The sequence below is a fragment of the Pseudomonas sp. TH08 genome, assembly GCF_016651275.1.
GTDB lineage: Bacteria > Pseudomonadota > Gammaproteobacteria > Pseudomonadales > Pseudomonadaceae > Aquipseudomonas.
The window spans coordinates 153,630-166,109 of sequence record NZ_JAEKEE010000002.1 but is presented as its reverse complement, the minus strand read 5'-3'; the positions used below and the strand labels follow the sequence as shown (position 1 = coordinate 166,109).

Here is a 12,480-nt window from a genome sequence, read left to right as displayed (position 1 = left end):
GCTCGATCCGTGCAAGCAGGAATGGCATGCCAGTAAAATATCCGAAAATTGCAGTATTACTGGCAGCCTATAATGGAATGCGTTGGATCGAGGAGCAGCTTGAATCTATCCTGCGTCAGTCAGGTGTCGATTTAACTGTTTACATAAGTATTGACCCTTCTAATGACGGTACCAAGGGCTGGTGTTCGGCATTATCTGCGAAGTACCCACAGGTCAAGTTACTTCCTGATGCTGGTCCATTTGGTGGCGCCGCAAGAAATTTCTTTCGTTTGATCCGCGACGTTGCGCTTGATGATTACGAGTTCGTTGCGTTTTCAGATCAGGACGACGTCTGGCATTCTGACAAGCTACGACGATCGATCGACGTATTGAGAGGTCGTGGCGTTGACGCCTACTCAAGTAATGTCACAGCATTTTGGCCTAATGGGAAGAAAATGTTGCTGGATAAGGCGCAAGATCAGGTGGCTTGGGACTTCCTCTTCGAGGCGGCGGGACCTGGGTGTACCTACGTTTTTAGCGAGAAGCTGTTCACCGCGCTGAAGGCTAAGATGCTTGAAAAATGGGTAGGCCTGCAGAGTGTTAGCCTGCATGATTGGTTTTTTTACGCGTTTGCGCGTAGCCATGGCTATTCATGGTATATCGATCCCGTACCTACAATGAGCTATCGTCAGCACGATAATAACCAGGTAGGCGCAAATACTGGCGTTGATCAACTGTTTACTCGCTTAAAAAAATTCGGTCTGGTTGGTGGTTCAGTCAAGTGCGTCTTATCACCGAGTTGGTCGGGCTGGAAAGCCATCCTTTTGTTCGTAAATGGCTTCTGTTACGGCGCCCCCATCTTTTGATACTTTCTCTTTCTGCTTGGCAGTGCAGGCGACGTTTACGGGATAAGTTTTACTTCTTTTTTGTTTGCTTTATTACTGCGGTTATCGGAACGGGTCTCAAATGACGGCTCAGAAAGTTTTGGTTACTGGTGCGACGGGATTCGTAGGTGAGGCTCTGGTCTTCCGTTTGTTGTTGGGGAAAAGATTTGTACCTGTCGCAGCAACACGCTCTGTCACACGGTGTCAGGGCTTATGTTCTGTTACGAACTTCAACTTGAGCGGGCCTTTATTGCTGCCTGAGTTACATGGTGCGAGTGTTGTCGTCCATACGGCAGCACGAGTCCACGTTATGAAGGAATCTGCTTCTGATGCTTTGGCCGAATACAGAAAAGCTAATGTGGCGGGAACGCTAGAGCTAGCAAGGCATGCCGCCAAATCGGGGGTAAAGCGTTTCATCTTCCTCAGCACGATCAAGGTTAATGGTGAGGCGACTGTGAAGGGGCGGCCGTTCAAGGCCGATGACGTGCCAAGCCCTATTGATCCGTATGCAATTTCGAAGTTCGAGGCTGAAGAAGGTTTGAAGAAATTAGCCGCTGAGACGGATATGGAGGTTGTTATCATCCGACCACCGCTGATTTATGGGCCGGGAGTCAAGGCGAACTTTCTGAGCATGTTGCAATGGCTTGCTCGAGGTGTCCCACTACCATTTGGTTCGATTTATAACCAGCGAAGCCTGGTTTCGATCGAAAATCTTCTGGATTTGATCATTACTTGCATCGACCATCCAGCCGCCGCTAACCAGACATTTCTGGTATCTGACGGTGCAGATTTGTCTACGACTCAATTGCTCAAATGCCTGGCCGGCGCACTGGGTGTAAAAGCGCGACTGGTTGCGATTCCCGAATGGTTGATTTTACTGGCAGGTACTATGCTTAGAAAGCAGAGTGTTGCCAGTCGTATCTGTAGTTCGCTTCAAGTCGATATAGCCAAGAATCGTGAAATACTGAACTGGACACCTGTAATGAATGTTGGGACGTCGTTGCGACGTACTGCGGAGTTTTTCATGATCAATCACGTCAAAGCGTTGTAGGTTGTGAGGTCCCGCATGAAGATGATTGGTCATTTGGCCCGTTACACAATAAGCGGTGCACGCTAAATAGCCTGCTCTGTAGATAAATCTCTAATGTTATGGACCGTTTATGTCTATCAAGTCGATAAATTTTTGGATTGAGGGTGATATTTCCACCGCGCGAATCATTTCCCGCTTTCTGGGCGATATGGTGGGCACTGAAAACTGTCATACCAGACAGTTGGGGTCCATTAATTGGCGAGCACTGGTAAATGGCTTAAATATATTTTGTCGCTCTTGTGATCCAAGATATGTGTGGGTGCCTGATTATCTTAAAAAAAATGGCGTGCCTTATATCTATTATCTGGACGATAATTTTTGGAAGATTACAGGTACTTCTGAACTCGCGCGTTACTATCAGTCTGCAGATGTAGTGGCATCCCTGGATGCCTTTGTTCAAGGTGCAGAGTTCATAATTACTCATAGTCCAATGCTGGCTGACTTTATTACTCGGAGATTTCCCTCGGTAAAGTGTGAGTTGCTACCTGTACCTTTTGATGTCGATCTTGTTGAGAGCATAGAGGCGCCCGCGTTTGAGCCATCCGTAGGAGCAGCAGTTGGTTATGCTGGAGGCTATAAAAAAGAAGAATTTGAATTGCTCGAAGATGTTGTCGCCCAAATGGGCAAAGATCGGCCGGATGTTCGTTTTGAGTTTATTGGGGGGTATCCGATAAATTACGGGAAATGAATAATGTTCAGTGGTTCCCGGGTTCGTCAGACTACGCTACATTTTTGGAATTAAAAGTTTCTAGAGGCTGGACGGTTGGCTTGGCGCCATTGATGGAGAGCGTATTCAATGCCTCCAAGACCAATAATAAATTCAGAGAGTATGGGGGATGTAAGATCCCTGCTGTTTACAGTAATACCAATCCCTTTATAGGCAGTGTCCAACATGAGATTTCTGGCTTGTTGGTGGCAAATAAGCCAGGTGATTGGGTGGCAGCGATTAAAAAGCTTATAGATAACAAATCCTTACATGAAAAAATTTCACATGAGGCTTTCAAGTTTGTAAAGGCTACATATTCTCATGAGGCAATTATTCCTGCCTGGCGCGAATCTTTTGAGGGTCTGGTTTCCAGTATGCCTTACGATTCGGCCACTGCGTTTCGTTTTTATTATGTAAAACAATATTATGTGCATAACTTTTATCATGCGAAGAAGTCGTTGGCCACTGCCCCCGTGGTACCGATGCTGGTGATGATTTTTTTCAGAAAATTTAAGTCGCTACTACGTAGACTTAATGTGAGAAGGTTTTTTATGCTGTTTGTGTTGATTGCCGTTTTCTCTATATATAAAAGCTAATGAATGTGCTGAGGAAGAGTGTATTAATCGTCTGTAATGATGTGGTCGGGTCGAAAATGGCCGGGCCGGCTATCAGGTGCGTAGAGTTAGCTAAGGCTCTTTCTGAAAGCTTACACGTAAAGCTCTGCGCTCCGGAGATTGATTTTAATGTCGATCTTCCTTTTGAACGATATGTTTTTGCGGACCCTAAATTTCAGCGTGATGCTCAGACGGTTGATATAGTAATTTTTCAGGGGGATGCACTTAGGGCGAATCCATTTCTGAAAAAAATACCGGGTGTTCTTGTTGCCGATCTCTATTGCCCTGTCCCCTTGGAATATCATCAGGCTTCAAGCAAAGACGATATTGATATCAGGGGATACACAAGTAATTTTCTTTCTGAGGTTCTTCATGAACAGCTCGTTTTTGCTGATCATTTCTTGTGTGCAAGTGAAAAGCAGCGAGACTTTTGGCTTGGGGCGCTGACCGTAGCGGGTCGAATAAATGCGCATCGTTGGCCTATCGCTAGTCATGCAAATTTGTCTGACCTCATTTCATTGCTACCGTTCGGATTGGCCATTGAGCGTCCTGTAGCAACCCGCCCAGCGATTCGTGAGGCGTTCAATATTCCTGATGATGATGTCGTACTTGTGTGGGGAGGGGGGCTGTATCAGTGGTTTGACCCGCTGACGCCCATTAGGGCAATTCACCAATTGGCTCTAAAAGGTACGCGCGTCCATTTGGTATTTATCGGAGTAAAACATCCTAATCCTGGAATAGCCCAGCCCGATATGTGTACTCAAGCCGTTGAGTTGGCGACGCGACTTGGTGTGAATGGAGACTTGGTACATTTCAATTTTGGATGGGTAGATTACAGCGATCGCCATAATTTTCTGTTGGATGCCGATGCCGGAATAAGCGCTCACTATAATAATCCTGAAACTCGTTTTTCTTTTCGCACGCGAATGCTGGATTATATTTGGTGCGGATTGCCGATTATCGCAACCAAGGGTGATGTTTTTGGCGATTCCCTTCTAACTGAAGGTATGGGTATTGCGGTTGATTATGAGGATGTAGAAGGCTGGGTTTCTGCCGTTGAGGTAATTAGCAGGGATCGTATGGTAAGGCAGGCGTATAGCGAACAAGTTATCCGTAATTCGGCAAGTTATCGTTGGGATATTTTGGTCGAACCCTTGATAGAGCGTTTTCATAAGATTACAGTTTCACCGGATCGAGTGCTTGTCCGCAAGCGTTATGCCAACAAAGGATCTCCTCTGAGTTTTTGGCTGCGTCTACGTAGGCTTTATGCATCCGGAGGAATTCGCTCGGTGTTCGCAGTTTTCATCAGAAAGATTTCCAAGCGCCTGCGCTGATTTTTAAAGCAATTAAGCATTTTTTTGAGTAATTTATGAGTATTCCAGAATTGCCGGTTTGTGCTGTAATAATTACCTATCATCCAGATTACGATCATCTGGCAACCCTGCTTTCTGTGTTGGCTGAGCAGGCAGATAATATTGTCATTGTGGATAATGCGACTCCTGGTGCAGCGGGTTTGTTCAGTGAGTTTAAGGCGGCAATGAAAAACCTTGATGTTATTGTTTTGGATGACAACTTTGGTATTGGCCACGCTCAGAACGTAGGCATTGAATTCGCTGGAAAAAAGAAAAGTAAGTATGTCGCCTTGTTTGATCAGGACAGTTGCCCTGAGCAGGGAATGATCGATAAGCTGCTACGGACCGCTGCGCAACTGGAGGGGCAGGGTGTGCGCGTGGGAGCGGTTGCACCATGCTATAAGGATGCACAGGCAGGTGTTCTATCAAGTTTTGTACGGGTGGGGCTGTTTGGCTTTAGTCGTACGCACTACATCCAGGGGCAGGGTCCCATCGAGGCCGATTTTCTGATTTCATCTGGATCCGTCATTCCAATGTCTGTTTTGGATGATGTCGGAGGGGTGGATGCCAGTCTATTTATTGATCACGTCGATACCGAGTGGTGTTTTCGTGCAACTTCTCAGGGTTATAAACTGTTTGGTGTAGCGGATGCGGTGATGCTCCATTCGTTGGGTGATCATAGAGTCAGATTCTGGTTCTTGAGATGGAGAACGGTCCCGTACCATTCACCGTTTCGCTATTACTATATGTTTAGAAACAGTGTATTGCTTCAGCGTCGAGCCTACATGCCTCTCAAGTGGAAACTTGCTGATATTGCTCGTTGCTTGAGAGCTCTTGTTTTTTTTGGTCTTTTTTCAGAGTCTCGAATGGCCTGCGTCAAAATGATGATTCGGGGCGTAAGGGATGGGCTTTCTGGAGTAACAGGAAAGCTAAAGAGCTGAAAGTTTGATGATAAGCGTATTTCAGAGAATTACGATGTCCGCGAAAGTATCTCAATCATGGCATCCTGAATACAGTGGTCTCGTAGCTTTTTCTGATAGCTCTCAATATCATATTTTGCTCTAAAAAACTCCACTTTTTTCACGACAGGATTGAAAGCGGCATAGCAAGCTCCCGGGATCCGATCTCGAGCTTGGCCAACGGAACCTGGATTGATAATGATGCCCGAATCCAGTGCTCTCTGCATGGGATGGTGAGTGTGTCCCAGCACAAGATATTCAGTTTGGTCAGGCCAGGAAAATTCGATATCGGTATTCTTGTATATGTACTCTTCGGCGTTATTGGGGCTTCCGTGGGCGATTTTCAAACGACAGATCGTTTGCGGCCCGTCATCGGAGTTCAATGTGAATGTGACATCAATAGCATCCGGAAGTGACGCGACCCACTCAAGGTTTTCAAGATGAAGGGCGTCTCTGGTCTGTTGAATTCGATACTTGGACTCCCGGCTCTGCGGATACTCCAGCTCCCCAAGTACATACTTGTCGTGGTTTCCCTTTATGCAATGTACTTTGCGTTCTATCAGCAATCTGCATACTTCATTTGGCTCTGTGTAGTAACCTAGCAGGTCGCCGGCGCACAAAATGTCTGCTCCGGCCGGTATCGAATTCAATACAGCTACAAGTGCGGGCAGGTTTGCGTGCACGTCTGCAATGATGAATACAGGTGTTTTGCGAACAGGCAGGGGGAGCTGGAGGCATTTCATTTTATTTAAAATACAACTCTTCGTAGTAACGGAGGAAGCGTCCGGATTTTGCAATGTTCCAGTCTTCAAATGGCTGTTGCATCACGACGTTGTAAACGAATGCCGCGCATGAGTTGTAGCCGTAGTGGGCCTTAGAGGCCTCTGTTGAGCTAAGTCGGCCATTAATTTCGAACAGTACAGGGCCGGACTCGGTCATGATCAATTGCACGTTGAAATGTCCGAAATCCAATCCCTCTTTAATTAGCGACTGGCCGATCTGACTCAGGTACTCGGAAATTTGATCATTGACGACTATTTCGCCGTAAGAAGTGGCACCATCAGGAGTAAGCGTGCGTTTGAAGACAATGTGGTTTATTTCTTTAGTATAGCGGTCGACATAGCAGCCGCACGTGTACTCGTCGCCCGTGAGCATTTCTTGTACGAGGAAGGCCTCAGACTTGATGTTTTCTTCCGACACAAGCTTTTTAGCGTCGCTCAGGTTATTTGCTTTATAAATGCTGCGAGATGAAGAACTGTGGTTTGGTTTGATGATAACCGGGCCTGCAATGCTGGCGGATTCCAGATAGTCAGTCAGCTCACTTGTCTGAGGAACTCGGACGCCGTGTTGGCTCAAAACTTCGGAAGTCACTACCTTGTCCATGCAAATGCCGGCAATTTTCGAGGAAAGTGTAGCAGCCTTCAGTGTTTCATCTCGAAATAGTGCAACAGCCGAGAGCTCGTGCTGCGTTCCAGAGAAAACGATATCGATGTCATGATCTTTGACGTACTGGCGCAGGTGTGAGTGGTACTCTGGGGCCGCTGCCAGTGGGAAGATAGGGGTTTTTACTACTGGGGCGGATGGCAGGGCGAAAAAGCGACCTGCACCCAGCTCATCGCTGTTGGCGAAATGAATATTCAAAGGGGCACCAAAATCATGGTAGGCCAAAGCTTTATAAATGCTTTGCCCCATCACTGAGCCTGCGCCGGTAATCAAGATGTTCATGAGTTTCTATAACCTATAAATTAATTTCTTCGACATAGTCAGTGAGCGCCTCTTGAAAAGAGCTCCATTTCGGGGTGTAACCGCTCAGGAACGAAGTCTGCATGGTTCTTATATCGAAATGAGAACGGTCATTTTCAATACTTTTGAAAATGACATCGAGCTTGGAGTGCTCAGCGACTTTCGTCACAATTTCGAGAACGCTCGCTGAATCCGAATACCCAACGTTCAATGCTCTCTTTGCAGTAGCAAGGTCAAATCCGTCAACGGCAATCCATTTTAGAAACAAAACCAATTCAGTGGCATGAATATAGGTTCGTCTCTTTGAGCCTGCTCCGAAGAGTGACAGACTGTTATTTGTACGGATGCTTTGTTCTATGGCTCTGAAGAAGTTTCCGTGCTTTTGCCCTACACCAAAGACATCTGCTATTCGAATTGAAACGAAGGGGAGTTTGATGCAGTCATCAAAGAGCTTTTCGGCGAAAATTTTAGCGGCTGAGTAATAGTCGTTACATCTCAGGTTGTCCGAGGTCTTGCAGTTCAGCGCAAAAGGATAAACATTGTTGGTTGAGGCAAATATCAAGCCGCGATGCTTTTCGTTGACTTGCTCCAATACGTGAGTATCGATCAGCATATTCTCAGCGAGCGCTTCCCGGCTGTTCTGCATGTTTGCCGCAAGGTGGATTATTACTGCGCCTGCAGGTACACAACTGAAATCAGTATCTAAAAAGTCAGAGGCGTCAAAAGCCTCCAGTAGTTTTAGACCCAAATAACCAGTTGCCCCGGTTACCGCAACGCGGAAGAGGGGGAGTACTTGCAGCGCAGATTCATAATCAGTTCCCTATGCGTACGACGGTTTTCAGCTTCTCAGCGATAAACTGCACATCCTGTTGGGTCACGCCCATATGCATTGGTAGCGAAATCAGTTCTTTATTGATTTCGTGGGCAACAGGGCAGGTGCCCGCGCCAGATGCATAAAGTTTATATTCAGTGTTGTCGCGGTAGTGAACGCCTGGGTGAATCTCGTACTCGTTAAGAGCCATCAGGACTTCATCTCGCTTGTCTACTCGGACCTGGTACAGGTGGCGGGAAGATTCGCACCCAGGCGCAATCTGGACTGCGCGGATGAGTTCATCACCTGCCAAAGCTTCTTCGTACCATTTGGCCAACTGACGACGGTAGGCGTTGTCGCGATCAAGATACTTCAGCGATACCAGGCCGATTGCCGCCATGACGGAGTTGCCGTGGTATTTGAAACCCAGTTCTTCAACGTCGTACATCCATTTGTAGGCGCCTTGGCTCACAGTGCGGGCGAAGGTGTCCTTGTTAATCCCCAACCAGCAAAGCTTGCGGGCGCGTGCGTCATCCTCTGCATCTGCGAAGCAGATCATTCCGGAGTCGGCGGTAGCAAGGTTTTTGACAGCCTGGAAACTGAATACAGTTACGTCTGCATCGTGTCCGACGTGCTTGCCGTCTACACGTGTGCCGGCCATGTGGGCGGCATCCAGAACGACCTTGATCCCGCGATCTTTACACAGCTTGAGCACTTTAGCGTATTGACCGATGTTACCGCCAATGCCTACGAAGATAAGGGCCTTGGTTTTGTCGGTAATCTTGCGCTCCACATCCACAGGGTCGAGGCAAAGATATTCATCGACGTCAGCAAAAACAGGGGTCAGTTCAGCCTGAACAATCGCATGGTTGGTGGAGACGAAGGTCAGTGGAGTCGTAATGACTTCGGCGTCATCTCCCCAGCCGTACTTTGTCTTCATCATGTGGAATGCCAAGTGCAGGCCCACAGTGTTTGAACTGAGGAAGTGTGCGTGCGGCAGACCGGTGTAAGCTTTCCAGGATTCCTCAAACTCGACAGTCTTGAAACCCAGGCCAGTCCAGCCCTTTTCAAGGCACTCACGGATGCCCTCAAGGCATTCATCTACTCTGAAATTAGGAACAAAAAGTTGAACGGCCATCATATCACCCCGCGTGTTTGCTTAAATATTTGTTTATAACTACTTCTGGAAGGCCGTCTTCGACAATGCTGCCATGGTCAATCCAGATAACTCTGTTGCATAGTTTTTTCAATAGATCCGGCTGGTGGGAAACAAACACCATGATGCTGGAGCTGTCAATAAATTCATGCATTCGCAACAAAGCCTTATCGATAAACTCTGCGTCGCCACCGGCAAACAGTTCATCAAGAATAAGGATGTCCGGATGGACGGCTGTGGCAATCGCAAACGCCAAACGCATGTACATACCGGTCGAATAGTACTTGACCGGCGTGTCGATAAACTCTGCGAGCCCAGTAAACTCGATGATTTCGGGCTCGATTTTCTTCAGCATGGATGTGCTGTAGCCCAGAATCGCGCCGTTTAGGTAGATGTTGTCTCTACCGCTCAGCTCCACGTTGAAGCCTGCTCCAATTTCTAGCAGGGGAGCAATTCGACCATTGACAGTCACGCTACCTTCGGTCGGATGATAGATCCCGCATATCGCTTTAAGCAACGTGCTCTTGCCTGCGCCGTTATGGCCTACGATGCCGATTCTATCTCCGTGAGTGATCTCCAGGTTGAGATCCTTGAGGGCGCGGAACTCCGTGTACTTTACTTTTCCGCGGCGTTTCAGCAGGCCGGCAAAAAATTCTTTTAACGACTGACCTTTGTCGTGATACAGACGGAAGTTCAGATTTAGGTTTTTTATCGAGATATTTGAATTCATATCGATCACAACTTGAATACTATGAATCGATCATGTTTTTTGAATGTGTAAACACCAAAAGCCATGCTGAGAAGTGCGAGTGCGATTACTTTTGCGTAGACATCGAGTGATGCGATATTGCCTTCGTAAATCGGTAGTCGGAAAATTTCGACAAATAGCGTCAACGGGTTTAGAGCGAATATCCACTTGTACGCTTCGGGCACAAATGTGAGTGGGTATATGATCGGGGTCAGGTAATAAAGAGCCTGGAGAATCACGCCGACGATATTAGGCAGGTCTCGGAATGAAACGGTAGCAATGCTCAAGGCTAGTGTCAGGCCCACGGCAAAACAGAACAGGAGCAGGAAGTTTATAGGCAGAATAAACAGCGAGGCGGTAAACGGGGCGCCAATGGCAAGTGCGATAATAAACAGGCAGATGGTGCTGAATATTGCGTCTACCAGCAGGCTGACGGATATGGAAATTACAAAAATTTGCTTGGGGATATGTATTTTCTTTATAAGGGATTCGTTGTTTAACAACGCTTGCATCCCTTGTCCAATACAGTTGGAGAACAACGTGAATGGAACCAGGCCGGAGAACAGAAAAATTGCAAATGTTTTAAGAGGCCATCGCATGATCATCGAAAAAACGACGGACGTTACTATCATGGTGAGCAGCGGATTCAGCAATGTCCAGAAAAATCCGAGCGCGGTTCGTCTGTAGCGAATGGTCAGTTGTTGCCAAATTAGTTGTTTTAGCACTAATTTGTATTGGAATATCTCTTTAAAAAAGCAATGAACACAATATTTTATCCGAGGCTCGAGGGCCAAATTGCTTATTCCTCACAGGGCGCCGTCCGGTGAGGGAGGGCGACCATCCGTTTGTTGCCTGATTAGCAGGGATCCGATTTATTCGTTTTGGTTTAGGTTCAAAGTAGGTTCACCCGAACTGGCTAATATTTGTATAGCAAGGCTGGCGTTGAGCCAGCTTAGAGTAGTATCGGCTTGGCTGTGTCTGATTGGGTATCAATGCTGAAACACTCGCCAGGATTTTTACCTTGGCTGCCAAGAAACCGTGGAAGCATACCAGCATGCGACTGTCTTATGAAGCCGCAACGGAACGCCGCTTCGAGTCACCTAGCGTCGCAGCGTAGCTTCACCCGAGAGAGTTAAAACAACGGTATTTATCGAGTGATAACTCACCCTTGAGCGACGACTCACTGCTCACATTTGAACCAAGAAGGTAGGTATGTCGCAGTAATTTCGCTACGCATGAACTGCCACAGCACGAAGGTAAAGGTCATAATGTGATTGCCCTGTCGAGGATGACTGCCGTGATCACCGGGGTAAATCAATTCTGCCTTGCGTGCAGGTCAATTATCGACCCGGCAATCAAGGGCGTTAATGGCAGCTATATCTGGAGTCTGTCCAAGCATGAGTTTCTGGTGGTTTCTTGCAGCAGTGGCTGCGTCTTTCACTATGACTGCAGTTATCCGTCGATATGCGATAACGCGTAGCTTGCTGGATATTCCCAATGCCAGAAGTTCTCATACCCTGCCTACACCCAGAGGCGGCGGCTTGGCGATAGTAGTGGTTTTTCTGATTGCGATAGGTGTGATGAGTTTGCAATCAGCGATTTCCTTGCCGGTTTTATGCGCATTATTGGGTGCGGGCGGTCTGGTGGCTATCATCGGTTTTATGGATGATCATGGCCATATTGCGGCTAGGTGGCGCCTTTTCGGACACTTTGTCGCGGCTATTTGGGTTGTGTTCTGGCTGGGTGGCTTTCCGCAAATGGTTATCTTTGGCCACACAGTAAATTTTGCATGGGCCGGAAGTGTTCTCGCTGCTGTTTATCTGGTCTGGATGCTGAATCTGTACAATTTCATGGATGGCATTGACGGCATTGCCAGTGTCCAGGCGATTTGCGCTTGCCTTGGGTGCAGTCTCCTGTATTGCCTTGGCGAACTGCCACATTTGATGTGGGTGCCTTTGATGCTTGCGTTTTCGGTCACCGGTTTTTTATTTTGGAATTTCCCCCGGCCAGGATTTTCATGGGCGATGCGGGTAGTGGCTTTCTCGGGATCGTTCTCGGGGGCTTTCGCTGCAGGCCGCGCATGTAGATCAACGATGGTTTTGGGTATGGCTTATCCTGTTAGGAGTTTTCATCGTTGATGCCACCTTCACATTGCTCAGGCGTCTCATGCGCGGCGATAAGGTCTACGAGGCTCATCGGAGTCATGCCTATCAATACGCTTCTCGTCGTTATGGTAGGCATCTTCCGGTCACACTGGGGGTGTTGTTCATCAATGTATGCTGGCTTCTGCCTCTGGCTGCCTCGGTAATCTACATGGACATCGATGGGGCCTCGGCGACACTGATTGCTTACATCCCTTTATTGGCAATCGCCATCAAGTACCATGCAGGTGCATCGGAGGCGCCGTTTCAGGGTGCTTGAGACCTGAGGCCTTCAGG

Annotated in this window: 11 protein-coding genes and 2 pseudogenes; 7 read left to right on the top strand and 6 right to left on the bottom strand. The window is 47.6% G+C overall.

Features of this window, described 5'->3' with window-relative positions:
• The first annotated feature begins 26 nt into the window (after nt 1-26).
• From JFT91_RS10395 to JFT91_RS10370, 6 genes and pseudogenes are all read left to right on the top strand, one after another.
• Nucleotides 27-949, top strand: a pseudogene (locus tag JFT91_RS10395) (glycosyltransferase).
• Nucleotides 946-1,914 (top strand): UDP-glucose 4-epimerase family protein, encoded by a 969-nt coding sequence (locus tag JFT91_RS10390; RefSeq protein ID WP_201232343.1) that lies wholly within the window; start codon nt 946-948, stop codon nt 1,912-1,914. The pseudogene JFT91_RS10395 and the gene JFT91_RS10390 overlap by 4 nt, the downstream one beginning before the upstream one ends.
• Before the next feature lie 109 nt (nt 1,915-2,023).
• Nucleotides 2,024-2,641, top strand: coding sequence for a glycosyltransferase family protein (locus JFT91_RS10385; RefSeq protein ID WP_201232342.1), 618 nt, complete (start codon nt 2,024-2,026; stop codon nt 2,639-2,641).
• Nucleotides 2,638-3,255, top strand: a complete 618-nt coding sequence (locus JFT91_RS10380; protein ID WP_201232341.1) for a glycosyltransferase — start codon at nt 2,638-2,640, stop codon at nt 3,253-3,255. The genes JFT91_RS10385 and JFT91_RS10380 overlap by 4 nt, the downstream gene beginning before the upstream one ends.
• The gene (locus JFT91_RS10375) at nt 3,255-4,607 is read left to right on the top strand and encodes a glycosyltransferase family 4 protein (protein ID WP_201232340.1); all 1,353 of its coding nucleotides are present in this window, start codon (nt 3,255-3,257) and stop codon (nt 4,605-4,607) included. Before JFT91_RS10380 ends, JFT91_RS10375 begins: the two co-directional genes overlap by 1 nt.
• Before the next feature lie 35 nt (nt 4,608-4,642).
• Nucleotides 4,643-5,566, top strand: a complete 924-nt coding sequence (locus tag JFT91_RS10370) for a glycosyltransferase family 2 protein (RefSeq protein ID WP_201232339.1) — start codon at nt 4,643-4,645, stop codon at nt 5,564-5,566.
• A 29-nt stretch (nt 5,567-5,595) separates the two neighbouring features.
• Here JFT91_RS10370 and JFT91_RS10365 read toward each other — a convergent pair whose 3' ends face one another.
• The 6 genes from JFT91_RS10365 to JFT91_RS10340 all read right to left on the bottom strand — a co-directional run bounded on the left by JFT91_RS10365 (nt 5,596) and on the right by JFT91_RS10340 (nt 10,836).
• Complete coding sequence (locus JFT91_RS10365) at nt 5,596-6,327, bottom strand: metallophosphoesterase family protein (protein ID WP_201232338.1); 732 nt, start codon at nt 6,325-6,327, stop codon at nt 5,596-5,598.
• Between the two features lies 1 nt (nt 6,328).
• Complete coding sequence (locus JFT91_RS10360) at nt 6,329-7,309, bottom strand: ATP-grasp domain-containing protein (RefSeq protein WP_201232337.1); 981 nt, start codon at nt 7,307-7,309, stop codon at nt 6,329-6,331.
• 13 nt (nt 7,310-7,322) lie between these two features.
• On the bottom strand, nt 7,323-8,075 hold the full coding sequence (locus JFT91_RS10355; RefSeq protein ID WP_201232336.1) for an NAD-dependent epimerase/dehydratase family protein: 753 nt from the start codon (nt 8,073-8,075) through the stop codon (nt 7,323-7,325).
• Between the two features lie 64 nt (nt 8,076-8,139).
• A complete protein-coding gene (locus JFT91_RS10350) occupies nt 8,140-9,276 on the bottom strand; it encodes a DegT/DnrJ/EryC1/StrS family aminotransferase (RefSeq protein WP_201232335.1) in 1,137 nt (378 codons plus the stop codon).
• A gap of 4 nt (nt 9,277-9,280) precedes the next feature.
• A complete protein-coding gene (locus JFT91_RS10345) occupies nt 9,281-10,024 on the bottom strand; it encodes an ABC transporter ATP-binding protein (protein ID WP_201232334.1) in 744 nt (247 codons plus the stop codon).
• A gap of 5 nt (nt 10,025-10,029) precedes the next feature.
• Nucleotides 10,030-10,836: an ABC transporter permease gene (locus tag JFT91_RS10340; RefSeq protein ID WP_201232333.1), complete on the bottom strand. Its 807-nt coding sequence runs from the start codon at nt 10,834-10,836 to the stop codon at nt 10,030-10,032.
• Nucleotides 10,837-11,439: 603 nt separating this feature from the next.
• On the opposite strand from JFT91_RS10340, the pseudogene JFT91_RS10335 reads away from it, so the two are divergent.
• Nucleotides 11,440-12,463: pseudogene (locus JFT91_RS10335) on the top strand (MraY family glycosyltransferase).
• Nucleotides 12,464-12,480 lie beyond the last annotated feature (17 nt).

Coding starts and splice junctions, on each gene's coding strand:
- JFT91_RS10390 (WP_201232343.1), top strand. CDS start 946: ATGACGGCTCAGAAAGTTTTGGTTACTGGTGCGACGGGATTCGTAGGT.
- JFT91_RS10385 (WP_201232342.1), top strand. CDS start 2,024: ATGTCTATCAAGTCGATAAATTTTTGGATTGAGGGTGATATTTCCACC.
- JFT91_RS10380 (WP_201232341.1), top strand. CDS start 2,638: ATGAATAATGTTCAGTGGTTCCCGGGTTCGTCAGACTACGCTACATTT.
- JFT91_RS10375 (WP_201232340.1), top strand. CDS start 3,255: ATGAATGTGCTGAGGAAGAGTGTATTAATCGTCTGTAATGATGTGGTC.
- JFT91_RS10370 (WP_201232339.1), top strand. CDS start 4,643: ATGAGTATTCCAGAATTGCCGGTTTGTGCTGTAATAATTACCTATCAT.
- JFT91_RS10365 (WP_201232338.1), bottom strand. CDS start 6,327: ATGAAATGCCTCCAGCTCCCCCTGCCTGTTCGCAAAACACCTGTATTC.
- JFT91_RS10360 (WP_201232337.1), bottom strand. CDS start 7,309: ATGAACATCTTGATTACCGGCGCAGGCTCAGTGATGGGGCAAAGCATT.
- JFT91_RS10350 (WP_201232335.1), bottom strand. CDS start 9,276: ATGGCCGTTCAACTTTTTGTTCCTAATTTCAGAGTAGATGAATGCCTT.
- JFT91_RS10345 (WP_201232334.1), bottom strand. CDS start 10,024: ATGAATTCAAATATCTCGATAAAAAACCTAAATCTGAACTTCCGTCTG.